Origin of the sequence: Nocardia asteroides, assembly GCA_019930625.1 — a bacterium.
Classification (GTDB): domain Bacteria; phylum Actinomycetota; class Actinomycetes; order Mycobacteriales; family Mycobacteriaceae; genus Nocardia; species Nocardia sputi.
On record CP082844.1, the window covers coordinates 7,147,540 to 7,172,936 of the forward strand.

Consider the following 25,397-nt stretch of genomic DNA (forward strand, 5'->3'; position numbering starts at 1 on the left):
GGCCGCCGGTGGCCCTACAGCGTACAAACCGGCGACCATAGTGCGATTTACGGCCAATTTTCCTCTGCGACCTGCCTAAACGCTCGCCAGACCACCGCGCGGCGACCAGCCGGTTCCACCCACTGCATCCGGCTGCGGAGCGGGCCTACTTCTCGCGATTTCGCAGTCGTTATCTTTTCGTGATGCGCTGGGACGCATCTCACACCGAATCGACCGCCAATTGTTGAGCGACTCCTTTTCGCATTCCCTCTGCCTTTACAAATCACCGTGATGTGTTCGTAACCTTTTCGAGACCTCACGGAGTCCGCCGCGCCCACTGGTGCGGCGCCGACGAAGTCCGCGGCACCACCGGGTGCGGCGTCGTGAGGCAGATTGGGAGTACCGCATCATGACGACCAACGCCGTCAAGCGTCACGCACAGCGCGCTGTTGCCGCCGGGGCCGTCGGCGCTGCCACCCTCGGGGCGTTCCTGCTTCCGGCAGCGCCCGCGTCTGCCCAGCCGGTGACCATCCCCGGTGTGGGAACCTTCGAAGTCCCGAACGAACTCCCGGTTCCGCCGGCGCTCCCGGGCGTCGAGCTGCCGGGTCCCGCTCCGCTTCCCTTCGCCGCGCCCAAGAGCTCCGGCGAAGTCGCCCTCGACGCCGCTCTGAGCAAGGTCGGCTCGCCGTACGTCTACGGCGCCGCGGGCCCCAACTCGTTCGACTGCTCCGGCCTGGTCCAGTGGTCCTACCGGCAGGCGGGCGTCGAACTGCCGCGCACCAGCGGCGCGCAGCTCGCCGCGGGCAGCCCCGTCTCGGTGGACGACCTACAGCCCGGCGACCTCGTCTCCTTCTACGGCGGCGGCCACTCCGGCCTGTACGCCGGTGACGGCAACGTGGTGCACGCGGCCACCTCCGGTACGCCCGTGCAGGTGGCGCCGATCTCCTCGATGCCGATCGCGGGCGCTCGCCGCTTCTGAGAACGGGCGCTCGCCGCTTCTGAGAAGCAGCTGGTCGGGCCGCACCCGCGCGGCCCGGCCGCACCACGGCCCTGTGATCGTTTCGTGCTCTACTGGACACCGACGAGGACCGTTCCGTAACCTAACCGAGACCTTCGATTGATTACCCCGGTTCGCGGCTCGCAAACCACGGGTTCGAACGAAGGCCGATGCGTCGGTTTCACGAGAGATCGCTTCACGAGAGAACGGGGCACTGCGGGCTGTGGCTGAACATCACCGGAGACAGCGAACCAAACGTCTCATGGGAGGAGGGCTGGCAGCCGGGATGCTCGCCGCCGCTCTCTACAGCGGCGCTCCGGCCGGCGCGGATCCGGTCGCCCTCCCAGCGACGGCCTCCGAAGCCGTGCAGCGGATGATCGATCTGTCTCGTCAGTCCGAACAGCTCAACCAGCAAGCGCTGGGAGCGGAAGCCGAACTCGAGGCCAAGCTCGCCGTACAGCGTGACGCCGATGCCCGGCTGGCCGCGAGCACCGACATGGTCGATCGCGCCCGCGACGAAGTCCGGCGGTATCAGCCGGTCATCGACCGCACCGCGATCGCCGCCTATCAAGGCGCCCGCACCAACCGCCTGTTCGCCGTGCTGGTCAGCGACTCACCGCAACAACTGCTCGACCAGATGTCCACACTGGACGTCGTCTCGGCGCAGACCTCCGAACAGCTCGACCGGTACGACAAGGCCACCGACGCCGCGACCGCGGCCGAATCGGCGGCCCGCGCCGCCGCCGACGCCGCCCGTTCCGCTGCGCAGAAGGCCGAGGCCGTGCGCATCGATCTGGAACACAAGCGCAGCGATCTCGGCGGCGCCATCGCCGAGGTGGTGCACGCTTGGGGCGCGCTGTCGGCGAAGGACAAGTCGGCCCTGGCCGGCTCGCCGTTCCCACCCGGGTTCGACCGGGACACCCTCCTGCAGGGCCTCGTTCCCGGCAGCGGCACCAGCGCGCTGGCGGCGGGCCTCACCCGCGTCGGCGACCCCTACGTCTGGGGCGCCACCGGCCCGGACAAGTTCGACTGCTCCGGCCTGGTGCAGTGGGCGTTCAAGCAGGTCGGCAAGAACGTGCCCCGCACGAGCTCGCAGCAGGCCGGTTACGGCACGCCCGTCGCCCAGAAGGATTTGCAACCCGGCGACGTCGTCTTCTTCTACTCGGACATGTCGCACGTCGGCATCTACGCGGGCAACGGTCTCATGCTGCACGCCTCCACCTTCGGCGTCCCCGTCGCGGTCGCGCCCATGGGCTCGACGCCGTTCCATTCGGCTCGGCGATACTAGACGCCGTGAGCGAGCCAATCAGCGGCATTGCACTACCCGCGGCACAACCGACCGGCGACGGGCGACCGTGACCGACCCGCGCGGTCGATACGGCACCCTGGGCCTCGACACCGTGACGGCGGCGGTGACGTGCCGATGACCGGTTTGCGCAGCTTGCGCGCATGGTGGTCGGCGCGACGGCGCTTCGAGTTCTGCCTCACCGTCGCGATGGTGATGGCGCTCACCGGCGTATGTGTCGCGTTGATCATGTTGCCCAACACGGTGCTTCCGAAACCGCGGGCCGCCGAACCCGGCACCGCCGAGGCCGTCGGCCAAGCGGCGGCCGCCGATCCGCGACTGGCCGAGGTGCGGCGCCTCATCGAACCGTTCGGACCGATCATCGCCCGCGAGGTGGCGACCGGCGACGGACGGCGGTCGGTGGTCGTCGGGCACCCCGACCAGCGGAGCGACATCGAGGTTCTGGAGAGTGCGCTCGCCGACGCCATCGCCGCGGTGACCGACGTGTGGGGTCCGAGCTGGGCGCAGTCCGCGCTCGTCGTCGTCGCCTCCTCCCCGTCCGAGTTCGCCGCCCTGGTGCGCTCGGCCGGCCTCCTGCCCGCCGAAGTCGCCGCCGCCTCGGTCGCCGACCCGTTCACGCCGGGTACTCGACCCACCGGCCAGCGCGTCGTCTTCGGTCCCGACGCGGGGCGCCGCCTCGATCCCGAGGGCATGGCCACCCTGCTGCGGCACGAACTCACCCACATCGCGGCCCGCGCCGACACCGTCGACGGCGCCCCGCTGTGGATGCTGGAGGGTTTCGCCGACTACATCGCGCATCACGGCCAGGGCGAGCGGTTCACCGATATCGCCCCCACGCTCACCGCCCATGCCCACGTCGGCCGGATCCCCGAGGTTCTGCCCGCCGACGCCGACTTCTCCGGCCCCGACGCCGCGCTCACCTATGAAATCGCCTGGTCGATCTGCGCTTTCGTCGCCGAGAAATACGATCAACCCCGCCTCGTCCAGCTCTATCACCGCATCGCGGCTGGCAAGCAGGACCCGGCTGGCGAAGAGCTCGTCCTCGGCGAAGTACTCGGCACCACCCGCACCGCTTTCCTCGACGACTGGCGTTCCTGGCTCCGAGCAGTCGCGTAGGCCGAGACAGAGCGAGCGGCGATCGCTCGGACGCGAGCCACAAGGGGCCACGAACACGCCGCGACGCAGTCGCGCAGATCCGACACAGTATTTTGTTGCGCATGGCCCGAACTTTGCTGGTTACCAATGATTTCCCGCCGCGGCCGGGCGGTATCCAGTCGTATCTGCAGGCGTTGGCCGGTGAGCTGCCGCCGGATGACCTGGTTGTCTACGCTCCGCGCTGGCGTGGCGACAGTCATCTGAAGTTCGATGCCGAACAGAAATTCCAGGTCGTTCGTCATCCCACGACGCTGATGCTGCCGACTCCGCTCGTGCTGCGCCGGGCCACGCGTCTGCTGCGGAGCGAGAACTGCGACACGGTGTGGTTCGGGGCGGCGGCGCCGCTGGCGCTGATGTCGCCGGCGCTGCGCCGTGCGGGCGCCGAACGCATCCTGGCCAGTACCCACGGTCACGAAGTCGGCTGGTCGATGGTGCCGGGGGCCAGGCAGGCGCTGCGAGCCATCGGCGAGCACACCGACGTGGTCACCTACGTCAGCCGCTACACCCGTCGCCGATTCGCCTCCGCGTTCGGTGCGAACGCGGCGATGGAGTATCTGCCGCCCGGGGTGGACACCGATGTGTTCCGTCCGGATCCGGCGGCGCGGGCGGAGCTGCGCGAACGTTACGGCCTGGGCGACCGTCCGACCGTCTTGTGCCTGTCCCGGCTGGTGCCGAGGAAGGGCCAGGACGCGCTGATCCTGGCGATGCGCGAGATCCGCGAGCGGGTCGAGGGCGCGGTGCTGGTGATCGCGGGCGGTGGCCCCTTCGCGGACAAGCTGCGCGCCCTCGCGGTCGCCGCGGGCGTCGACGACGACGTGGTGTTCACCGGCCGCGTCCCGTCCGGCGAACTGGCCGCGCATCACACGCTGGCCGACGTCTTCGCGATGCCCTGCCGGACCCGGGGCGCCGGCCTGGACGTGGAGGGTCTCGGCATCGTCTACCTGGAAGCGTCCGCGTCGGGCGTTCCGGTAGTGGCGGGCAATTCCGGCGGTGCGCCGGAAACCGTGATCGAGGGCGAGACCGGGCGCGTGGTGGACGGCCGCTCCGTGCGGCAGATCGCCGACGCGGTGGTGGAGATCCTGTCGGATCGGGATGCCGCCGCACGGATGGGCGCGGCGGGGCGCGCGTTCGTCGAGCAGCAGTGGCGCTGGGACAACCTGGGCGCGCGCCTGCGACAGCTGCTGCGGTGATCCGCGTCGCATCTACTACGCTCAGCGGAGTGAGCAGTATCCAGGTCGCAGATCAGACCTTCGTCGCCGCATCGGGGGCCGCCGTGGCCGAGCTGCTGGCGGGACCGAACACGTGGCGCCGCTGGTGGCCGGACCTGGACTTGGAGGTCCGGGAGGACCGGGGTGAGAAGGGCATCCGCTGGTCGGTGGCCGGGGCGCTGACCGGGACCATGGAGGTGTGGCTGCAGCCCGCACTCGACGGCGTGATCCTGCACTATTTCCTGCACGCCGAACCGCGGCCCGCGCTGCCCGTTGGCAAGCTCGCCGCGGCCAACCGGGCACGCCGGGTCGCCGGCAAGAACATGTCGTTCGAACTGAAGTCCCGGCTGGAGGCGGGTCGTCCGGCGGGCGTCGCTCCCGCGCCGCTTTCTTGATCCACCAGCACCGACGCTGAAAGGAATCGCTGTCCGCATGGCCGACAGGACCCAGAGATCGATCGTCATCGAGGCCCCGTCGCAGCAGGTGATGTCCGTCATCGCCGATCTGGAGTCCTACCCGGAATGGGTCTCGGCGGCGAAATCGGTCGAGGTGCTGGAAGCGGGGCCGGACGGTCTGGCCAGGACCGCGCGATTCGTGCTGGACGCCGGGGTGGTCAAGGACACCTATGTCCTGTCCTACGACTGGCGCGCCGATCGCAAGGCGGTCAGTTGGCGGCTGCTCAGCGGTGAGCTGCAGAAGGCGCAGAACGGCACCTACGAGCTGATCGATCGGCCGGGCGGCGGCACCGAGGTCGTGTACACGCTGACCGTCGACCTGAACATCCCAATGATCGGCATGTTCAAGCGCAAGGCCGAGAAAGTGATCACCGACACCGCGCTGAAGGAACTGAAGAAACGGGTCGAAGGCTGACCGCGCACCAGACCCGGGTCGAACTGTTCATCGGCAAGGGTGGGGTAGGCAAGACCACGCTCGCGTGCGCCACCGCCATGGCCGAGGCTGGAGCGGGCCATCGCGTGCTGGTCGCCTCGCTCGACCAGGCGCACTCACTGGGCGACGCGCTCGGCTTCCGTTTCCCGCACGACCCGGGCACCGTGACCGGTATCGCCACCGTGCTGCCCGGACTGGACGTGATCGAGGTGGACTCCCTCGCGCTGCTCGAGGACCGGTTCCGCGACGTAGTCCGGATGATCTCGACCGGCCGCGGGCACGAGCACGGTATCGATCTCGCCGCGCTGAACCCGGCGGAGCTGACCGGATTGCCCGGCGTGCAGGAACTGCTGATGCTGGTGGAGATCGCCCAGTTCGCCGCCGAGGACGACTGGGATCTGATCGTCCTCGACTGCCCGCCGTCGGCGGACATGCTGCGCATCGTCACCGCGCCCGGCACCCTGCTCGGCTACGTCGAGCGGATGTGGCCACCGCATGCCAGGGCGATGAGCGCCACCGGCACCGACCTGCGCCGCGCCGTGCTCGCGGCCACGGTCGAGCGGATCGTCATGGCCGTCACGGAGGTTCGCGATCTGCTCGCCGACCACCGGCGCACCGGAGCGCGGCTGGTCACGGTGCCCGAGCGGGTCGCGGTGGCCGAATCGGAGCGGGTTCGTTCCGCCGCGGCGCTGCTTGGCCTGCGGCTGGACGCCGTACTGGTCAACAAGGTGCTGCCCGACCTCCCCCCGCCCACCGATCCGGCCGGAGCCGAACATCCGGCCGTGCAGTGGTATTCGCACCGGCGGGCCGAGCAATCGGAGGTCATCGCGGATTTGCGGAGCAAGATGCCGGGTATTCCGGTGGTGATCGCGCAGCACACCGGTCCCGAGCCGATCGGGCTGAATTCGCTGGCCGCGCTGTCACGGGCGATGGAGTCGGCGGGCGATACCGGCGACGCTGCGCTTATGCTGAGCGACAATCAGACGGAGGTCGACGCGAGTTCCGGCGAACCGCTGGTTCTCCGGGAATCCGGCACCGGATTGCAGTCGGTGTACGCGCTGCGCATGCACCTGCCGGTGGTCGACGCCGCCACGTTGCGCCTTGGCCGAGTGGAGGACGATTTGATCGTGGGAGCGGACGGGGTCCGGCGCCGGGTGCGCCTGGCGCCGGTATTGCGGCGGTGCACGGTCGACAGCGCCGAACTCGATGACGAGTTCCTGGTGATCCGCTTCCGGCCCGATCCGCGGGTCTGGGCGCACGCGTCCGAAAGTGACGGACATGACCGGTGATCCGCATTCGCCCGAGGGCGACGGGCCCGACGGCCGCACCGCGCCGGACGGCGTCGCCGAATTCGCCGAGGAATTGAAACTGCTGGCCGAGGCGGTGCTGGAACGGGTCGAGCCGGTGCTGCGCCGCGCCGCCGACGGTCAGGTCGAGTGGTCCAGCTGCAGCTGGTGTCCGGTGTGCGCCGCCGCGGCGCTCGTGCGCGGTGAGCACCACGACGTGCTGGCCGCGCTGGCCGATCACGGCACCGCGATCGTCACCGTGCTGCGCGAGGCGCTGGCGGGGGTGCCGGTCGAACCGGTGATGCCCACCGACGCCGACCCGGAAACCGGTGCGCCGCATCGCCACGGTCGACGCGAGGACGCCGAGGACGGCGAAGGCCCCGGTTACGTCGACATTCCCGTGACGATCAAGGTATGACGCAGCAGATGGCCGATACGCGACCGCTGACCGTCGGAATCGATGTCGGCGGCACCAACATCCGGGCGTCGGTGATCGACGACAGTGGCGAGGTGCTCGACACCGTCCAGGCTCCGACGCCGCATTCCGCGCGGGCGCTGGAGGACGCGCTGGACCATGCCGTGCGCGACCTGTCCGGCAGGCACCCTATCGGGGCGGTCGGCCTCGCGGTCGCCGGGTTCATCAGCGGTGATCGCTCCACGGTGCGCTTCGCCCCGCATCTGCCCTGGCAGGACGCGCCGGTCGCCCAGCGCCTCACCGAACGACTGGAACTGCCGGTGATCCTGGAGCACGACGCCAACGCGGCGATGTGGGCCGAATACCGGTTCGGCGCCGCCGCGGGCGGACACAACGTGGTCCTCATCGCGATCGGCACCGGCATCGGCGCCGCCCTGCTGATCGACGGCCAGCTGTATCGCGGCTCGCACGGCGTCGCGCCGGAACTCGGTCACCTGCAAGTGGTTCCGCAGGGTCGGGCCTGTCCGTGCGGCAAGCGTGGGTGCTGGGAGCGGTATTGCAGCGGAACCGCACTGGCCGAAACCGCGATCGAGATGCTGGCCAGCGACCCGGTGCGGTCGGTGCTGGCCAGGGATGTAGCACGCGATCCCGGCTCGCTGACCGGACGGCGGGTCGCGGGCGCGGCGCAGGACGGTGACCCGCTCGCGGCACGGGTGATGGCCGACTTCGCGCGCTGGCTCGGGCTCGGACTGGCGTTCGTCAGCGACATCTTCGATCCGGATCTGGTGGTCATCGCGGGCGGCGTCAGCAGTTCGGCGCCGCTTTTCCTCGACGAGGCACGCGAGGAGTACGCGCGCGCGATCACCGGCGCCGGGCACCGGCCGCTGGCCCGCATCCGGACCACCCAGCTCGGGGAGGCCGCGGGCATGATCGGTGCCGCCGATCTCGCCAGGGCGGCCCTGCCCACTGAAGCGCACAAGCCCGCGCGGATCGCGCGGACCCACCGTTGACGCCGGAGCGCACGACCTCGCGGCGTGGCGCGACACGCCGGTGTCCACCATCGGTCGGCGTGGGGGCCGAAGTGTGGTGAGATTCGCCGCTGCGGTTGGATGTGATCTTGCACCAACGGTAAAGTCGGGATTTGACGCAGGTGCCCGCTACTATCCCGGTCCCGGGGGAAGGACGTCATGTTCTACTGGCTGCTGAAGTTCGTGCTGCTGGGACCGTTCATTCATCTCTACAATCGGCCTACGGTCGAGGGTGTGGAGAACATTCCGGCGGACGGGCCGGCCATTATGGCGGGTAACCACCTCTCCTTCGCCGATTGGTTGTTCGCTCCGTTGCTGAGTCCGCGGCGGATCAACTACCTCGCCAAGGCCGAGTACTTCAACACCCCCGGCATCAAGGGCCGGTTCCAGAAGTTCTTCTTCAGCGCCTCGGGCCAGTACCCGATCGACCGCAGCGGCGCCGACGCCGCCGAGGACGCGCTGAACGCCGCCCGCAAGCTGCTCGACCAGGGCCGCTTGGTCGGCCTCTACCCGGAGGGCACCCGCTCCCCCGATGGCCGCCTGTACAAGGGCAAGACGGGCCTGGCCCGCCTGGCGCTGGAGACCGGCGTTCCCGTCATCCCGGTCGCCGTCATCGGCACCGACCAGGTCAGCCCGCCCGGGCCGTTCCGCTGGCGCCGCAGGAAGGTCACCGTCAAGTTCGGCGAGCCCATCGATTTCTCCCGCTACGAGGGCATGGGCGGCAACCGCTTCGTCGAACGCGCCGTCACCGACGAGGTCATGTACGAACTCATGCGGCTCACCGGTCAGGAGTACGTCGACGTCTACGCGCACAGCTTGAAGGAGGGCGTACCCAGCGGCAGCCGCCCCGCGGCCGTGTCCGTCCGCATTCCCGACACCGCCGCGGGCTGATCCAGTTCGTCTCCGGCCCCGAGACCGCACGGTCTCGGGGCCGTTTCGTGTCCGGCCCCGGGCGATACGCTGAGCGAGCGATAACGCGACAGCGAGAAGCACTGAGGCCGAGCGCCTATTGGCCGCACGGACCCAGCCCGTTCACGTGGCGTTGACGTAGTTGCGCCAAGGTGTCCCACATGACTGGCTCAGGACCATCCCGGCGCACCGTCTTACGGGCCTCCGCGCTCGGACTCGTCGCAGCCCCGGCGCTGGCGGCATGCGCAGCGGACAGCGGCCCCGGGCTGGTCCGGCCGCGACCGGTGCTCACGCACGGCGTAGCGGTGGGCGACCCACGCGCGGACGGCGCACTGATCTGGGCCCGCGCCGATCGTCCCGCCACGTTGATCGTGGAAACCGCCGCCACGGAATCGTTCACCGACGCCAAGCGTTTCACCGGTCCGTTGCTCACACCGGATTCCGACGGCACCGGCCGGGTGCGGGTCGACGGGCTGCCCGCGGGACAGCTGGTGCACTACCGGGTGACCCTGCGAGGCGAGGACGGCGCCACCTCCGAACCGGTCACCGGCGTCTTCCGCACCGCGCCCACCGCCGCGGCGGACATCAGGCTCCAGTGGTCCGGCGACGTCGCGGGCCAGGGCTACGGCATCAACCCCGACCTGGGCGGTATGACGATCTTCGCCGCCATGGTCGCCCGCGACCCGCACCTGTTCCTGCACTCCGGCGACTCCATCTACGCCGACGGACCGCTGAAGGAATCGGTGGCCCTGCCCGACGGACGGATCTGGCGCAATATCGTGAGCGAGGCGAAAAGCGCTGTCGCGCAGACATTGGACCAATTCCGCGGTAACTACGCCTACAACCTGACCGACGAGAACTACCGCCGCTTCAACAACTCGGTCGCCCAAGTGGTGCAGTGGGACGACCATGAGACGGTGAACAACTGGTACCCCGGCGGACTCGTCGCCGAATCCAAGGGCTACACCGAACGCGGCATGGACACCCTCGCCGCCAGCTCGTGGCAAGCCTTTCACGAGTGGATGCCGCTGGAGCCGAGAGAAGCGGTGGACGGTCGCCTGTATCGCAAGATCGCCTACGGTCCGCTGCTCGACGTCTTCGTGCTGGACATGCGCACGAACAAGGACGCCAACGACGCCAACAACGGACCCAACGGCCGCATTCTCGGCCCGGCGCAGACGCAATGGCTGATCGACGGCCTGCGCGTGTCCACCGCCACCTGGAAGATCATCGCCAACGACTTGCCCCTCGGCGTGATCGTCCCGGACGGCGAACAGAAGAACACCACCGCCTACGAAGGCTCCGCCAACGGCGACCCCGGTGCGCCGTCGGGCCGGGAACGCGAGATCGCGCAGGTGCTGTCGTCGATCAAGGCGAACGAAGTGACCGGCGTCGTGTGGCTCACCGCCGACGTGCACTACACGGCGGCGCACCGCTATTCGCCCGAGCGCGCGGCCTTCACCGACTTCGACGAGTTCTGGGAGTTCGTCTCCGGTCCGCTGAACGCGGGCGCGTTCGGCCCGAACCAGCTGGACGGGACATTCGGCCCGGAAGCGGTCTACGTCCACGCGCCGCCGGCGCAGAACAGTTCGCCGCTGGACGGCTTTCAGCATTTCGGCGAGGTGCGCATCGACGGAAAGTCGAGGGAACTGACCGTCGACCTGTGCGATGCCGCCGGATCCGTCCTGTTCAGCAAGAGCCTTGCGCCCGCCTCGCGATAGCCCCCGAGTTCGGGGAAGCGGCGCGGGCCGCGCTGTGGTTAGCTTTTGGGCCATGAGCACGCCGCAAACTGTCTCCAACGCCGAGGAATACCTCCCCCGGGACACCGCCGATGTCGTTCGCACGGTACGGGATTCACGCGGCCGATCGGAACGGCTGATGGTGCGCGGTGGAGAGCTGCTCGACGAGGGGCTCACGCTGCCCGCCCAGCCGACCGTGGTGTCGCTGCGCCGGATGAATCAGGTGCTGGACATCAACCTGGGCCGGCGCACCGTCCGGGTGCAGGCGGGCGCCAAACTGTCCGACATCGACCGCAGGCTCGGTGCGCACGGTCTGGGCCTGCCCGTCGTCGGCGACCACCGAGACATCACCGCGGGCGGCTTCGCCTCGGTCGGCGGCGTCAGCGCGGCCTCGCACAAGCACGGCCTGTTCATCGACCAGATCGTCGATCTGGAGTACGTGGACACCGACGGGCGCATCGGCACCTGCGGGCGCACCCACCACACCGAGCGCTTCGGGCGCATCCTCGGCGCGGGCGGGCGCGCCGGCATCATCACCGCGCTCACGCTGGACGCGATCGAGATCGACAAGGACCGCACCTGGCTGACCACCGACGCCGACCGGTTCCTCGACTTCGACTCCTTCGTCGAACACGCCTACGCGGAGATCGCCCGGCCCGGCAACGCCGAGCTGCAAGTCGGCCGCTGGGTCGACACCGCGCCGCTGAAGGTGGCGCGTCCGGTCGGCACCGGCCACGTGCAGCTGGGCACCGTGCGCTTCGGACAGTGGTCGAGCCTGTACCCCACCGCGCCGACCCGAGGACTGCGCGCTCGGCGCGAGGTCGGGTCGCGGGCGCGGAAATCCCTCGGTGCCATCGCCTCCGCCGCACCCGGAAAGGCGGGCATGCCGGTGCGCAACGCGGCCGCCGGCGCGGTGTTGTTCGCGCCGAAGGTCCAGACCCTGCGCGATGCCGAATATCTGGCCGACACAGCCCTCAGCTCGTCCGAGCGTGGTCCCGCCTACCGGGTAGGCGTTTTCGCGCCCCTGTCGAGCTATACGTCGGTGTTCTACCGCCTCCACGATCTGTTCGCCGGGCACCGGGAACGCACGGGCTGCTTCACCGTCATCTCGGCGATGACCTACGGCGTGCGCTCGCGCTACCTGCGCGCGGAATCCGCCGCCCGCGGCCTGCCCCCCGAAGACCACGGCCTGATCACCTTCACCTGCCGCCTGCGCCCCGCCGCACTGCCCTCCGAACTGCTGCGCGACATCATGTCCGGAATCGAGGAGATCTGCCGCTCGGAGAACGCGCTGCGGTACGAGGCCGAATAGTTTTTCCAGCGCCTTCGGCGCTGGGTGTTCGCGGCCCCCTTGTGGCTCGCGTCCGAGCGACCGCCGCTGGCGACTTCGTCGCGGACGCGGCGGCCGCTCGGACGCGAGCCGGGCCGCGAACGAACCGATGCTCGGTCTCGCTTCGCTCGAAACCGGGAGTTTAGCTGGTGTGGGCGCGTTGGGCGGTGACGGCGCGACCTGAGAGTCGCCGTTGTCGGTGCTGGGGATGTCCTTCCCGGACGCGGCGGCCACTCGGACGCGAGCCGGGCCACGAACGGACAATGCTCGGTCTCGCTTCGCTCGGAACCTGTGGTTGAGCTGGTGTGGTTGCGACCAGCGGTGAGCTCGCTACCTGAGCGCGCAGACGTGTGAACGGGTGGCAGCCTGCGGATTCGATCCAGACCGGCCCGCCGACCCGCGACCGCGAGCCAGGCCGCACCGCGACCGTTCTCGAGGTGAGCGGCCGACCTACTCGGCTCGAGCGGCGGATCTCGGCTCTGTGCTTCTTCGGCACGGATGAGTCGCCGCGCACCCTGGTTGGGGTTGCGCACGCACGCTGCTGACCCGTGAAATACGAGCAGAGCGCCCCACCGGAATTCCGATGGGGCGCTCTGCGAGTCTTCAGCTCAGTGCTTTTCCGGCCCGAGGTAGTACTCGAACACCAGACCGGCGGCGGCGGCCAGGACGCAGACGACGCCGATGCCGATCAGCCAGAACTGGAAGAACGCCAGGCCGAGAGCCGTCACCGAACCGGCGGCGGCCAAGGTGATCGGCCAGAAGCTGCCGGGCGAGAAGAAGCCCAGGTCACCGGCGCCGTCCACGATCTCGGCGTCCTCGTAGTCCTCCGGGCGCAGGTCGACACGACGTGCGACGAACCGGAAGTAGGTGCCGATGATCAGCGACAGGCCCGCGGTCAGCACGGTGGCCGTGGTGCCCGCCCACTCGACGCCGGTGCGCGACTGGCCGGTGAAGAAGCCGTAGACCACCGCCACGATGACGAAGAACACCGTGAGCAGTTCGAAAATCCGCGCTTCGATCTTCATGTCAGATCAAATCCTCACTTGCTCTCGGCCGAGGCCGCGCTCTTGACGTCGCGCCTGGTGTTGAACGGCGTGGTGGAGGTGGCGACGGGGGACTCGCCGATGGACTCGAGCGCCTCGGCGTTGGTCTTGCCCGCCTGGCGCGCGTCCAGGTACTTGGTGAACTTCTCCGGCGTAACCGCGCGGACCTCGAAGTTCATCATCGAGTGGTAGGTGCCGCACATCTCGGCGCAGCGGCCGACGAACGCCCCCTCCTTCTCGATCTTCGTGATCTGGAAGACGTTGTCGGACTGGTTTTCCTTCGGGTTCGGCATCACGTCGCGCTTGAACAGGAACTCCGGCACCCAGAAGGCGTGGATCACGTCGGCGGCGGCGAGCTGGAACTCGATGACCTTGCCGGTCGGCAGCACCAGCACCGGGATCTCGCTGCTGGAGCCGATCGTCTCGACCTTGTCGTAGTGCAGGTAGGAGAGGATGTCGTTCTCCGGCTTGCCGTGCACCGGGCCCGGCTGCGGGTGACCGTTCTTGGTCCGCTCCTCGTACTCGTCGAGCTGTTCCTGGCTCAGCGCCTCACGCGTGGTGTCGATGCCGTCGAACTTGTAGCCGTCCTTGAAGTCGACGTTGCGGTAGCCGAACTTCCAGTTCCACTGGAACGCGGTGACATCGACCGTGACATCGGGGTCGGCCACCTTCTCGTGCACGTAGTTCTGCACGACCACGGTGAAGTAGAACAGCACCGCGATGATGACGAACGGGATCGCCGTGTAGGTCAGCTCCAGCGGCACGTTGTAGCCGGTCTGGCGCGGGAACTCCGGGGAGTCCGCCTTCTTGCGGTGGAAGGCGACGGTCCAGAAGGTCAGGCCCCAGACCAGCACGCCCATCGCCAGCGCGGCGACGACCGACCAGGTCCACAGTTCCCGCATCCGGGTGGCCTGCGGCGTGACACCCGAGGGCCAGCCGAACCGCAGCCAGACATTGTCGATCGAGCAGCCCGAGACGAGCAGCGCGGTGATCCCCAAGGACACCGCCAGCCCGGCCCGCCGGAGGATGCGGCCCTGGGGACGGTAGGCCCGCGGAGCCGGCGGGGCGGGTGAATACCGCCGACCCCGGGCGGGTCGTGCCCCGATCTCTTCGCTCGCCTTGTGCGCCACGCTCACGCCTTCCTGGTCGCCACACATTTCGACAGTGCATCCTCAGGGCTGCGATCGGCCCCGACGATACGTTCAAAGCTCATTTCAGGGCACTCCCAGGGCCAGCGCGTTCGCGCGGGTCGCCTGAGAGAGACCTGAGTACTACGCAGCGTAGACCAAACGCGCCTCCCCTTTGTCGTCGGGTCGGCTTCGACATCCCACCAGGCGCGCACGGGTCACCGTCACCAGCGATTCCGGCCGGGACGTGATGCGCACGACGCGCGGATCCCGTGGGTGCGGCATACTCGGACACTAGATTTCGTCCCCTTGCGTTCCATCCGGTGAACGCGTATCCCGACTGCGAGAAATGAGGTTGCCGACGCCGTGTGTGGACTGCTCGGATTCCTGGCATCTGACGAGGCGGCACCTGGCACGGTGGAGCAGGTCTACGAGGCCTTGCACTGCGTGCGTCACCGCGGCCCGGACGAGCGCGGTACCTGGCACGACGACCGCGTGATCTTCGGTTTCAACCGCCTGTCGATCATCGACATCGAGCACTCGCACCAGCCGCTGCGCTGGGGCCCGCCGGAGCAGCCCGAGCGCTACGCGCTCACCTTCAACGGCGAGATCTACAACTACCTGGAGCTGCGGGCGGAACTCACGGACGCGCACGCCGCCGAATTCCCCGACGGCAAGATCTTCCGGACCGAAGGCGACAGCGAGGCCATCGTCGCGGCGTTCCACTACTGGGGTCCGGAGGCGGTGCGGCGGCTGCGCGGCATGTTCGCCTTCGCGATCTGGGACACCGTGACCCAGGAGTTGTTCCTGGCCCGCGACCCGTTCGGCATCAAGCCGCTGTTCCTGGCCACCGGGCCGGGCGGCACCGCCTTCGGCAGCGAGAAGAAGAGCCTGCTGGAACTGCTGCCCGCGCTGGGGTTGAGCGACGCGCTGGACCCGCGGGCGCTCGAGCACTACACGGTGCTGCAGTACGTGCCGGAACCGGAGACGCTGCACAAAGACGTGCGAAGGCTGGAATCGGGCAGTTACGCCACCGTGCGACCTGGCGCGGCTCCGGCCGTCACCCGCTACTTCACGCCGAGGTTCTCCGTGCGGCCGTTCACCTCCGGTTCGGCGGCGGCGCGCTACCGGGAGATCGCCGCGGCGCTCGAGGACTCCGTCGCCAAGCACATGCGCGCCGATGTGACGGTGGGCTCGTTCCTCTCCGGCGGCATCGACTCCACCGCGGTCGCCGCGCTGGCCATGCGGCACAACCCGAAGCTGATCACCTTCACCACCGGGTTCGAGCGCGAGGGCTACTCGGAGGTGGACGTGGCCGCCGAGAGCGCCGAGGCGATCGGCGCGCGCCACATCGTGAAGGTGGTCTCCCCCGCCGAGTTCGCCGAGGCGATCCCGGAGATCGTCTGGTACCTCGACGACCCGGTGGCCGATCCGGCGCTGGTCCCGCTGTACTTCGTCGCCAAGGAGGCGCGCAAGCACGTCAAGGTGGTCCTCTCCGGTGAGGGCGCCGACGAACTGTTCGGCGGATACACCATCTACCGCGAGCCGTTGTCGCTGAAACCCTTCGAGAAGCTGCCCCGTGGCTTGCGCAGGCTGGCGGGCAAGCTGTCGGACCGTATTCCGGAGGGCACCAGGGGCAAGAGCCTGCTGCATCGCGGTTCACTCACCTTGGAGGAGCGTTACTACGGCAACGCGCGCAGCTTCAACGACGCCCAACTGCGGGCCGTGCTGCGCGAGTTCCGGCCGGAGTGGACGCACCAGGACGTCACCGCGCCGCTGTATGCCCAGTCGCGTGGCTGGGACCCGGTGGCCCGGATGCAGCACCTGGACCTGTTCACCTGGCTGCGCGGCGACATCCTGGTCAAGGCCGACAAGATGACCATGGCCAACTCGCTGGAACTGCGCGTGCCGTTCCTGGACGCCGAGGTGCTGAAGGTCGCCGAGGGTCTGCCGTTCGACCAGAAGATCACCAAGGAGACCACGAAGTACGCGCTGCGTCAGGCGCTGGAGGGCATCGTGCCGCCGCACGTGCTGCACCGCGCCAAGCTCGGCTTCCCGGTTCCGCTGCGGCACTGGCTGCGCGGCACCGAACTCTACGACTGGGCGCAGCAGCAGATCGCCGAGTCGCAGACCGACCACCTGCTGAACAAGGCCGCGATCAGCGAGATGCTGGTCGCGCACCGGGCCGGGACCGCCGACCACAGCCGCAGGCTGTGGACGCTGCTGGTGTTCATGGTGTGGCACGGCATCTTCGTCGAGAACCGGATCAAGCCGGACATCCAGGAGCCGGTCTACCCCGTCTCGCTCTGACCCGGGAACAGACGAAGGCGCGCACCCGGCTGGGGTGCGCGCCTTCGGCGTCTCTACAAGGTCACAGCAGGGGCTTGAGGTCGGCAGCGGCCTCCGGACCGTAGGCCAGGGTGAGACGCTCCAGAGCCGACTCCTTGTTCAGCGTCCACTCCTGCGTGCCCATGGTCTCCAGCACCAGCACGGCGATCAGCGAACCCAGTTGAGCGGAACGCTCCAGGCTGAGCCCGGCGGTGTGGGCGGTGAGGAAGCCGGCGCGGAAGGCGTCGCCGACGCCGGTCGGCTCGACCTTCTCGATCTCGGGCACCACGCCGACGGTCACCTCGGTGCCGTCGCGGTCGACGATCTGCACACCTTCCGGGCCGAGGGTGGTGACGCGGATGCCGACCTTCGACGCGACCTCTTCCTCGCTCAGGCCCGTCTTCTGCAACAGCAGCGCCCACTCGTACTTGTTGGTGAACAGGTAGGTGGCGCCGTCGATCAGCTGCACGGACTGGTCACCGTCCAAGCGAGCCAGCTGCTGGGAGGGATCGGCGGCGAACGGGATGCCGAGCTCACGGCACTCGGCGGTGTGGCGAAGCATCGCCTCCGGGTCGTTGGCCCCGACCAGGACCAGATCCAGTTCCCGGGTCTCGGCGAGCTCGGCGATGGAGATGTCGCGGGCCTCACTCATCGCGCCGGGGTAGAACGACGCGATCTGGGCCATGTCGTCGTCGGTGGTGCAGACGAAACGGGCGGTGTGGGCGCGATCGGACACCAGCACGGTGGAGCAGTCGACGCCGTGCTTCTCCAACCAGGCGCGGTACTCGCCGAAATCGGCCCCCACGGCGCCGACGAGCAGGGGCGCGCGGTTGAGCAGGCCCATGGCGTAAACGATGTTGCCGCCGACACCGCCCCGACGGATCTGCAGATCATCGACGAGGAAGCTCAGCGAGACATGGTCGAGCTGATCGGCCAGCAGTACGTCGGCGAACCGTCCGGGAAAACGCATGAGATGGTCGGTCGCGATGGACGCGGAAACGGCGATGGACACGTGGCTGGGCCCCTTCAACGGTAGGCGGCAAGCGGTGCAGACCGGGACGCGAGTCCCGGTCTCACCGTAGCTGATCCGCCTCGCCGGGTCTGCAGGCCGTACGGGTCCCGTGACGCGAAATGCGCGCTCAGGTCCCGCTTTCGGCGCCCCTCAGGTTGGGTGTACTCGGCGAGTTACCCATGTCCTCGCGGCATCAGTCGTCGCGTTCGGCCACACTCACGCGCGGCCGCGGGCGCTCAGTTGAAGGAGTCGCCGCAGGCGCAGGAGCCGGTGGCGTTCGGGTTGTCGATGGTGAAGCCCTGCTTCTCGATGGTGTCGACGAAGTCGATCGAGGCGCCCTGCACGTACGGCGCGCTCATCCGGTCGACGGCCAGCGTGACGCCACCGAAGTCGACGGTCAGGTCGCCGTCGAGCGAGCGGTCGTCGAAGAACAGCTGGTAGCGCAGGCCGGCACAACCACCCGGCTGCACCGCGATCCGCAGCGCCAGGTCGTCGCGACCCTCCTGGTCCAGCAGCGCCTTCGCCTTCGCGGCGGCGGCGTCGGTCAGAGTCACACCGTGGGTGGCGGTCTCGTTCTGCACAGTCATGAACTCTCCTCGAGGAACCTTTGGTGAACCCGTGAACAGCGCACGGGTCGTGTCGGTCAACACCACTCGGCCGGCTGCTATTCCTCCATCTTGCCACCACCTGATCCGCTCTGACACGCAACCTCCGTGACCCCGCACACTCCCGGCGAATCGGACCGCATTTCTCGCCGCGACACCCATCGAATAGCCTGGTCGGTGTGAAATTGTTCCGTCGCGGCGAGTCCAGCACCACCGACGAGACCGCCGAATCGACGGTGGTCACGGACGGCGACTCGGCCGCGGGCACCACCCGCACGACAACCACGTCCACCGCGGGCAAGGGCCGCCCCACCCCGAAACGCCGTGAGGCGCAAGGCAAGCGCCGCGGCCCGGTAGCACCCGCTCCGCTCACCGCGAAGGAAGCTCGCGCCCGGCGCAAGGCCGCGCGGGGCACCAAGCAAGACCGCAAGGCCGCGGCCGCCAAACGGCGCGAAGCCGCCGCGGATCGCCGCGAGCGCATGCTCGCAGGCGAGGACAAGTACCTGCCGCATCGCGACCAAGGCCCGGTCCGGGCGTTCGTCCGGGACATCGTCGACGCCAGGCGCAACCTGGTCGGCCTGTTCATGCCGATGGCGCTGGTGCTGATCCTGTCGATGTTCGTCGCGCCCGCGCTGCAGACCATCGTCACGCTCGCCATGCTGGTCATGATGCTGTTCATGGCCATCGAAGGCTTCTTGCTCGGGCGGGTCGTGAACAACCGGGTCAGGGAGCGTTTCCCGGAGACCACCGACATCGGGTACCGGCTCGGCTGGTACGCCTTCGTCCGCGCCTCCCAGATCCGCAAGATGCGCGCTCCCAAGCCGCGCGTCAACCCGGGCGACGCTGTGTAGTTTTTCCAGCGCCTGCGCGCGCATATGCGCGCGTGGGACTGGTCAGCGATGGTGGGCGCTTCGCCCCAGCATCGCCGTCAGCTCGGACCGTACGCGGTCGGCGTCGCGATCGATGACATCCGACGAGCCCGCGCGGCCGGTGCCGTAGGCGACGAGAGTGGCGAAAGCCACGATGACTGCCAGGGAGATGAGAAAAGTAACCATGGCAGTAATTTTGCGGACGCTGCTTTAGTGCCGAAAGTGGCGGCACTGACATTGTTCGTAAAGATACGGCCAGTAGACTGACCACATGCTGTCGAAGGTCGCCGTGGTGCTGTCCGACCGGATGGCCATGTTCGAGTTCGGCGTCGTCTGTGAGGTTTTCGGCCTCGACCGCACGGCCGACGGATTGCCCGCCTTCGATTTCCGGGTATGCGGGGCCGAGCCGGGCGTCCCGCTGCGCTCGACAACCCCCGGACTCACGGTCACACCCGAGTACGGGCTCGCGGAGTTGGCGGCGGCCGATCTGGTGGCCATTCCGGCCGCCGCCAGCGACAGCGGATTCGATCCGCGGGTCGTCACCGCCGTCCGCGACGCGGCGGCAGCCGGAGCGACGGTGCTCACCGTGTGTTCCGGCGTCTTCCTGGCCGGGGCGGCCGGGCTGCTCGACGGCCGCAAATGCACCACACACTGGCGTTATGTCGAAAAGCTCGCCGCCGAGTACCCCGCGGCGACCGTCGACCCGGACGTGCTGTTCGTCGACGAAGGGGATCTGATCACCAGCGCGGGCACCGCCGCCGGAATCGACGCCTGCCTGCACCTGGTGCGGCGTGAGCTCGGCAGCGGCGTGGCCAACGCGATCGCGCGGCGCATGGTGGTCCCGCCGCAGCGCGACGGGGGGCAGCGCCAGTTCATCGAACGTCCCGTCGCCGCCTGTACCTCCGACAGTCTCATCCCGACCCTGGAGTGGATGAACGAGCATCTCGACCTACCCCACACGGTCGAGAACCTGGCCATGCGCGCCAACATGTCCACCCGCACCTTCGCGCGCCGCTTCGCCGCCGAGACCGGGACCACCCCGGTGAAATGGCTTACCAACCAGCGCGTACTGCTGGCCAAGCAACTCCTCGAGGAAACCGATCTCGGGCTGGAACGCATCGCCGCCCGCTCCGGCTTCGGCTCCGGCGCCCTCCTGCGCCACCACTTCCAACGTCTGGTCGGCATCGCCCCCACCGAATACCGGCGACGCTTCGGCCGAAGCCCGGAGACGTCCGCCTGATCGCGGAACGAGACATCGGTCCGCGCGCCTGGCTTCGTCGATGGTCGGCACGCCGCGCTGCTGCCGTGAGATGTGTGTCCGAATAGGGCACCGGGAGCGCGGCGTGGTTCCGGAGACGCGCGGCAGGCCGCCGTTCGATTGATACCGTGCACCCGTGTCAGACAGTCCCCCGTCGTCCGCGGCGCCGCGCAGCACCTTCGTCCTCGGGGGCGCGCGGTCCGGGAAGTCGGCGTTCGCCGAGGACCTCGCGGTCCAGGCGCGCGGCCCCGTGCGCTATCTCGCCACCGCGGTGCCCGACCCCGCCGACCGTGATTTCGCCGAGCGCATCGCCAAGCACCGCGGCCGAAGGCCTGCGGGCTGGGCGACCGTCGAAAACGCCGATCCGGCGGAAATCCTCACCGAACCCACGCCGCCCCGGCCACCCTTCACCCTGATCGATGACATCGGTACTTGGCTGACCGCCCGGATCGACGCGCGCGACGCCTGGAACGCCCCACGGGGCACGATCTCGCCCGATACCGACGCACTGGTCGCGGCCGTCGCCGCCTACACCGGCGACCTCGTCATCGTCAGCCCCGAGGTGGGCATGGGCGTCATTCCCGCCACACGCTCCGGCCGCCTCTTCCGCGACGAGATCGGCACCCTCAACCAGCGCCTGGCGCAAGTCTGCGACGAGGCATTCTTCGTCGTAGCAGGCCTCCCGCTCCGTCTCAAATAGCTCGTTCACGGACCCGCCTCCTCGTGCGTCGAACGGCGCGTTCACGGACCGGCTTCCGCTCCCGTGGTGCGGCACATGCCAGGACCGGGCGAGATTTCGCCCGTCCGGCGACCAGGGTGGCGAGTTCAGGTCACGGGGCCGACGGCACGAGAGGGCAATGGCAAGATTGGGCGGCGTAGTCGGCGGGATCCGCCATGACCGAAAGGCTCGACAGTGACGCACGGATTCGGACCGGTAGCGCCTCCGGACGCACAGTTTCGTGTGACGGCCGAGCAGCGGCAGGCGCAACTGACCAAACCCGGTGGGGCACTGGGACGATTGGAGGAACTAGGCAACTGGGTTGCCTCCTGTCAGGGCACCTGCCCGCCGAAACAGTTCGAGCGCGCGCGGGTCGTGGTCTTCGCCGGGGATCACGGAATCGCGCGGCACGGGGTCTCGGCGTATCCGAGCGAAGTCACCGCGCAAATGGTCGCGAACTTCCTCGGCGGCGGAGCCGCGGTGAACGCGCTCGCGGCGGTGGCAGGCGCGACGGTCCGGGTCGTGGACATCTCCGTCGACGCCGAGACCGACCCGCAGGTGTCCAAGCACAAGGTGCGCCGCTCGAGCGGGGCGATCGATCGCGAGGACGCGCTCACCGCCGAGGAGGTCGAGTCCGCGATCAGCGCGGGCCGCGCCATCGCCGACGAGGAGATCGACGGGGGCGCCGACCTGCTGATCGCGGGGGACATGGGTATCGGCAACACGACCCCGGCCACCGTGCTCGTCGCGAACCTCACCAATACCGAACCGGTCGCGGCGGTCGGCCGCGGCACCGGCGTCGACGACGCCGGATGGATCCGCAAGGTCGCCGCCATCCGCGATGCCATGCGCCGCGCCCGCCCGGTGCTCAAGGACCCGGTGGAACTCCTGCGAGTCGCCGGAGGCGCCGATTTCGCCGCGCTGGCCGCGTTCCTCGCCCAGGCCGCCACCCGGCGCACACCCGTCATCCTCGACGGTGTCGTCGTCACGGCCGCCGCGCTGGTCGCCGAAGACCTCGCCGCGGGCGCGAGCGCCTGGTGGCTGGCCGGGCACCGCTCCACCGAACCGGCGCACGACCTCGCACTGAAACAGTTGCGCCTCGAGCCGCTGGTCGACCTGAGCATGCGCCTCGGCGAAGGCTCCGGCGCCCTCACCGCCCTCCCGATCCTCCGCTCGGCGGTGGCGACCCTCGCCGAGATGTCCACCTTCGCCGAAGCGGGCGTCAGCACCGCCGACCCCGAACCGGCAAGCCCCGCGCCGAACCTGCGCAAGTGAAGTCTTCCCGTTCCGGTGACACCTTCCCCCACCCGCCGGGCGGGGCGCAGGCGCTCGACGGGAACTCCGGCCTCGCGACGCACCAGCCGACAGCTTCGTGCGCGAACCAACGCGCCTGGTCAGATCCCTGCCCGGCACCGCAGCCGGTCATCGACCAGGCACCTGGCAACGCGGTCGAAGCACGGCCCGCCGCACGGGGCTCGAGATGAACGGGGTTCGCTTGGCGATCTCCTGGCTGACGGTGCTGCCCGTCCGCGGGCCGGATGACGTCGATCGGTCGGCGGCCGCACGCGCGATCCTGCTGGCGCCGCTGGTCGGTGCGCTGCTGGGTGCGGGCGCCGCAGGACTGCTCTGGGCTCTGAGCTGGGCCGGGGCGAGCGCTCCGCTGGCCGGCCTGCTGGTGGTCGGCGCGCTGGCGTTGATCACAAGGGGCATGCATCTCGACGGTCTGGCCGACACCTTGGACGGGCTCGGCAGTTACGGGCCGCCGGAGCGGGCCAGGCAGATCATGAAGAGCGGCGGGGCCGGACCCTTCGGGGTGGCGGGACTCGCGTTCGCCATCGGCGTGCAGGCCTTCTCGTTCGCGGCCTTGGCCGATTCCGGCAGATGGGTCGCGGTGGCCCTCGCCGTGGCGACCGGCCGCGTCGCGGTGATCCTCGCCTGCCGCGGCGTCCCGGCCGCACCCGGCACCGGGTTCGGCATCCTGGTCGCGGGTACGCAGTCGGCCGTCGCGGCGGCGTCCTGGTCGGTGGCCGCGCTCGCCCTCGCCGTCTTCGCCGTCCCGGGCCGCCCGTGGCTCGGCCCGCTGGCCGTGGCGCTCGGCCTGGCCGCCTCGACGGTTCTGGTCCGCCACTGCGCAAGGCGCTTCGGCGGACTCTCCGGTGACGTCCTCGGCGCCGCGGTCGAGACCACCGTGGCGCTCACGGCGGCCGTGCTGTCCCTCGCCGTCCAGCCGGGCTGACCCGCCACCGGCGTTGCCGTTCCATGCCCGAATTGAACGTCGGTCCAGTTCAAATCGAGCTCAGAGTCTGGGTCACTGGAATTTTTCCGGCCGTGGCGCGCGGATCGTCTGGGTCGGGCAATAAGGTGGGCGGTATGTCTTCTGAGCGACTGTATTTTCGCCAGCTCTTGTCGGGACGCGACTACGCCGTGGGCGATCCGATCGCGACGCAGATGCGCAACTTCGCATATCTGATCGGCGACCGGGAAACGGGCGAGTGCGTGGTGATCGATCCGGCCTACGCGGCAGGTGATCTGGTGGACATCGCAGAGGGAGACGGTCTACGGCTCAGCGGCGTGCTGGCCACGCACCACCACCCCGATCACGTGGGCGGAACGATGCTCGGCTTCACCCTACGCGGAGTGCGCGAGCTGCTCGAAAAGACAAGTGTCCCAGTACATGTCAACGCCAAAGAGCTGCCATGGGTGGCCAACGTCACCGGGATCGCCGAGAGCGAACTGACCGGCCACGAGCACGGCGACAAGGTCACTGTCGGAGCCTTCGACATCGAATTACTCCACACGCCCGGCCACACCCCGGGCAGCCAATGCTTCCTGTTCGACAACCGCCTGATCGCCGGTGACACCTTGTTCGTCGACGGCTGCGGCCGCACCGATTTCCCGGGTGGCGATTCCGACGAAATGTTCCGCAGCCTGCGCTACCTGGCCGGTCTTTCCGGCGACCCGGTCGTCTACCCGGGCCACTGGTATTCGCAGGAACCCAGCGCCGCGCTGTCGACTGTCCGGGACAAGAACTACGTCATGCGTCCGCAGACGCTCGAGCAGTGGCACATGCTGATGCCGGGCTGAGTGACATCCGGCGTCACATCCGACGCATCCACCCGTGGGTGTCGGCGAAGGTGCCGCGCTGGATGCCGGTGAGGGTGTCGCGCAGAGCCATGGTGACCGTGCCGGGCTCTCCGCCTCCGATGGTGAATTCGCCCGCCTCGGAACGCACCCAACCGACCGGGGTGATCACCGCGGCGGTGCCGCAGGCGAAAACCTCGGTGATCTCACCGGATTCGGCGCCCTTGCGCCATTCCTCGACCGAGATCTTGCGCTCCTCGACCGGGAAGCCGGAGTCGGCTGCGAGGGTCAGCAGCGAGTCGCGGGTGATGCCCGGCAGCAACGAGCCGGACAGTTCCGGTGTGACCAGCCGCGCCTCGGAGCCGGAACCGTAGACGAAGAACAGGTTGTTGGTGCCCATTTCCTCGACATAGCGCCGCTCGCACGCGTCCAGCCACACCACCTGGTCGCATCCCTTGGCCGACGCTTCGGCCTGGGCGAGCAGCGACGCGGCGTAGTTGCCCGCGACCTTCGCCTCGCCGGTGCCGCCCGGCGCGGCGCGCACGTACTCCGTGGACAGCCAGACCCGCACCGGCTTCACGCCACGCGGGAAATACGCTCCCGCCGGGGAGCCCAGCAGCAGGTACTTGTACGCCGCGGCGGGCTTCACACCGAGCCCGGCCTCGGTGGCGAACATGAACGGCCGCAGGTACAGCGATTCCTCGCCGCCCGCCGCGGGGACCCAGTCCCGGTCCACCTCGAGCAGTTGCCGCACCGACTCGATGAACAGCTCGTCCGGCAGCTCGGCCATCGCCATACGACGAGCGGACCTGCGGAAACGTGCGGCGTTGGCGTCGATGCGGAAACAGGACACGCTGCCGTCGCTCTGGCGGTAGGCCTTGAGTCCCTCGAAGATGGCCTGGCCGTAGTGGAACACCATGGTCGCGGGATCCAACGCCAAAGGGGCGTACGGCTCCACCCGCGCGTTCGTCCACGTGCCGTCGAGGTAATCGATCGAGACCATGTGATCGGTGAAGTATCGCCCGAACCCTGGCTCCGTCAGTACCTCTTGGCGCCGCTGCGCCGCGAGGGGCGCGGGATGCGGAACACGGGTGAACTGTGCGGCAGCGGTCATGC

25 protein-coding genes are annotated in these 25,397 nt (G+C 69.1%); 19 read left to right on the forward strand and 6 right to left on the reverse strand.

From position 1 onward, the window contains the following. The first annotated feature begins 388 nt into the window (after positions 1-388). From K8O92_32315 to K8O92_32370, 12 genes are all read left to right on the forward strand, one after another. Positions 389-958, forward strand: coding sequence for a C40 family peptidase (locus tag K8O92_32315; GenBank protein ID UAK32316.1), 570 nt, complete (start codon positions 389-391; stop codon positions 956-958). A gap of 280 nt (positions 959-1,238) precedes the next feature. Next, positions 1,239-2,264 (forward strand): C40 family peptidase, encoded by a 1,026-nt coding sequence (locus K8O92_32320; protein ID UAK32317.1) that lies wholly within the window; start codon positions 1,239-1,241, stop codon positions 2,262-2,264. Positions 2,265-2,399: 135 nt separating this feature from the next. Further along, positions 2,400-3,398, forward strand: a complete 999-nt coding sequence (locus K8O92_32325; GenBank protein UAK32318.1) for a hypothetical protein — start codon at positions 2,400-2,402, stop codon at positions 3,396-3,398. A 101-nt stretch (positions 3,399-3,499) separates the two neighbouring features. Beyond that, the gene (locus K8O92_32330; protein ID UAK32319.1) at positions 3,500-4,627 is read left to right on the forward strand and encodes a glycosyltransferase family 4 protein; all 1,128 of its coding nucleotides are present in this window, start codon (positions 3,500-3,502) and stop codon (positions 4,625-4,627) included. 29 nt (positions 4,628-4,656) lie between these two features. Then, positions 4,657-5,040 (forward strand): polyketide cyclase / dehydrase and lipid transport, encoded by a 384-nt coding sequence (locus K8O92_32335; GenBank protein ID UAK32320.1) that lies wholly within the window; start codon positions 4,657-4,659, stop codon positions 5,038-5,040. A 37-nt stretch (positions 5,041-5,077) separates the two neighbouring features. After that, the gene (locus tag K8O92_32340) at positions 5,078-5,515 is read left to right on the forward strand and encodes an SRPBCC family protein (protein ID UAK32321.1); all 438 of its coding nucleotides are present in this window, start codon (positions 5,078-5,080) and stop codon (positions 5,513-5,515) included. 23 nt (positions 5,516-5,538) lie between these two features. Next, positions 5,539-6,822 carry an ArsA family ATPase gene (locus K8O92_32345; GenBank protein ID UAK36081.1) on the forward strand — a complete coding sequence of 428 codons (1,284 nt, stop codon included), beginning with the start codon at positions 5,539-5,541 and terminating at the stop codon, positions 6,820-6,822. Continuing rightward, positions 6,812-7,237, forward strand: a complete 426-nt coding sequence (locus K8O92_32350; GenBank protein ID UAK32322.1) for a hypothetical protein — start codon at positions 6,812-6,814, stop codon at positions 7,235-7,237. Before K8O92_32345 ends, K8O92_32350 begins: the two co-directional genes overlap by 11 nt. Continuing rightward, positions 7,234-8,244: an ROK family protein gene (locus tag K8O92_32355; GenBank protein ID UAK32323.1), complete on the forward strand. Its 1,011-nt coding sequence runs from the start codon at positions 7,234-7,236 to the stop codon at positions 8,242-8,244. Before K8O92_32350 ends, K8O92_32355 begins: the two co-directional genes overlap by 4 nt. Before the next feature lie 177 nt (positions 8,245-8,421). After that, on the forward strand, positions 8,422-9,153 hold the full coding sequence (locus K8O92_32360; GenBank protein UAK32324.1) for a 1-acyl-sn-glycerol-3-phosphate acyltransferase: 732 nt from the start codon (positions 8,422-8,424) through the stop codon (positions 9,151-9,153). Positions 9,154-9,332: 179 nt separating this feature from the next. Next, complete coding sequence (locus K8O92_32365; GenBank protein UAK32325.1) at positions 9,333-10,892, forward strand: alkaline phosphatase D family protein; 1,560 nt, start codon at positions 9,333-9,335, stop codon at positions 10,890-10,892. Positions 10,893-10,944: 52 nt separating this feature from the next. Beyond that, a complete protein-coding gene (locus K8O92_32370) occupies positions 10,945-12,222 on the forward strand; it encodes an FAD-binding oxidoreductase (GenBank protein ID UAK32326.1) in 1,278 nt (425 codons plus the stop codon). A 626-nt stretch (positions 12,223-12,848) separates the two neighbouring features. Here the strand turns inward: K8O92_32370 and K8O92_32375 are convergent. Both K8O92_32375 and K8O92_32380 read right to left on the reverse strand, forming a co-directional pair. After that, complete coding sequence (locus tag K8O92_32375) at positions 12,849-13,265, reverse strand: cytochrome c oxidase subunit 4 (protein ID UAK32327.1); 417 nt, start codon at positions 13,263-13,265, stop codon at positions 12,849-12,851. Between the two features lie 14 nt (positions 13,266-13,279). Then, positions 13,280-14,311, reverse strand: coding sequence for a cytochrome c oxidase subunit II (locus K8O92_32380; GenBank protein ID UAK36082.1), 1,032 nt, complete (start codon positions 14,309-14,311; stop codon positions 13,280-13,282). Positions 14,312-14,776: 465 nt separating this feature from the next. On the opposite strand from K8O92_32380, the gene asnB reads away from it, so the two are divergent. Then, entirely contained in the window at positions 14,777-16,720 is a 1,944-nt protein-coding gene (gene asnB / locus K8O92_32385; GenBank protein UAK32328.1) for an asparagine synthase (glutamine-hydrolyzing), read from the forward strand. Positions 16,721-16,781: 61 nt separating this feature from the next. Here the strand turns inward: asnB and K8O92_32390 are convergent, their stop codons facing one another. Beyond that, positions 16,782-17,750 (reverse strand): carbohydrate kinase family protein, encoded by a 969-nt coding sequence (locus K8O92_32390; protein UAK32329.1) that lies wholly within the window; start codon positions 17,748-17,750, stop codon positions 16,782-16,784. 236 nt (positions 17,751-17,986) lie between these two features. Further along, positions 17,987-18,337 (reverse strand): iron-sulfur cluster assembly accessory protein, encoded by a 351-nt coding sequence (locus K8O92_32395; GenBank protein UAK32330.1) that lies wholly within the window; start codon positions 18,335-18,337, stop codon positions 17,987-17,989. 197 nt (positions 18,338-18,534) lie between these two features. Between K8O92_32395 and K8O92_32400 the strand changes: the two genes are divergently transcribed. Further along, the gene (locus tag K8O92_32400; GenBank protein ID UAK32331.1) at positions 18,535-19,206 is read left to right on the forward strand and encodes a DUF3043 domain-containing protein; all 672 of its coding nucleotides are present in this window, start codon (positions 18,535-18,537) and stop codon (positions 19,204-19,206) included. A gap of 42 nt (positions 19,207-19,248) precedes the next feature. Here the strand turns inward: K8O92_32400 and K8O92_32405 are convergent, their stop codons facing one another. Further along, the gene (locus K8O92_32405) at positions 19,249-19,410 is read right to left on the reverse strand and encodes a hypothetical protein (protein UAK32332.1); all 162 of its coding nucleotides are present in this window, start codon (positions 19,408-19,410) and stop codon (positions 19,249-19,251) included. Between the two features lie 85 nt (positions 19,411-19,495). Here K8O92_32405 and K8O92_32410 point away from each other — a divergent pair, with 85 nt between their 5' ends. From K8O92_32410 to K8O92_32430, 5 genes are all read left to right on the forward strand, one after another. Beyond that, the gene (locus tag K8O92_32410) at positions 19,496-20,464 is read left to right on the forward strand and encodes a helix-turn-helix domain-containing protein (GenBank protein ID UAK32333.1); all 969 of its coding nucleotides are present in this window, start codon (positions 19,496-19,498) and stop codon (positions 20,462-20,464) included. A 154-nt stretch (positions 20,465-20,618) separates the two neighbouring features. Continuing rightward, the gene (cobU, locus tag K8O92_32415) at positions 20,619-21,182 is read left to right on the forward strand and encodes a bifunctional adenosylcobinamide kinase/adenosylcobinamide-phosphate guanylyltransferase (protein ID UAK32334.1); all 564 of its coding nucleotides are present in this window, start codon (positions 20,619-20,621) and stop codon (positions 21,180-21,182) included. A 213-nt stretch (positions 21,183-21,395) separates the two neighbouring features. Continuing rightward, on the forward strand, positions 21,396-22,475 hold the full coding sequence (cobT, locus tag K8O92_32420) for a nicotinate-nucleotide--dimethylbenzimidazole phosphoribosyltransferase (GenBank protein ID UAK32335.1): 1,080 nt from the start codon (positions 21,396-21,398) through the stop codon (positions 22,473-22,475). A 205-nt stretch (positions 22,476-22,680) separates the two neighbouring features. After that, complete coding sequence (locus K8O92_32425; protein ID UAK32336.1) at positions 22,681-23,436, forward strand: adenosylcobinamide-GDP ribazoletransferase; 756 nt, start codon at positions 22,681-22,683, stop codon at positions 23,434-23,436. A 134-nt stretch (positions 23,437-23,570) separates the two neighbouring features. After that, positions 23,571-24,284 carry an MBL fold metallo-hydrolase gene (locus tag K8O92_32430; GenBank protein UAK36083.1) on the forward strand — a complete coding sequence of 238 codons (714 nt, stop codon included), beginning with the start codon at positions 23,571-23,573 and terminating at the stop codon, positions 24,282-24,284. A 13-nt stretch (positions 24,285-24,297) separates the two neighbouring features. On the opposite strand, the gene K8O92_32435 is transcribed toward K8O92_32430, so the two are convergent. Continuing rightward, positions 24,298-25,395 carry a branched-chain amino acid aminotransferase gene (locus K8O92_32435; protein UAK32337.1) on the reverse strand — a complete coding sequence of 366 codons (1,098 nt, stop codon included), beginning with the start codon at positions 25,393-25,395 and terminating at the stop codon, positions 24,298-24,300. Positions 25,396-25,397: the final 2 nt, after the last annotated feature.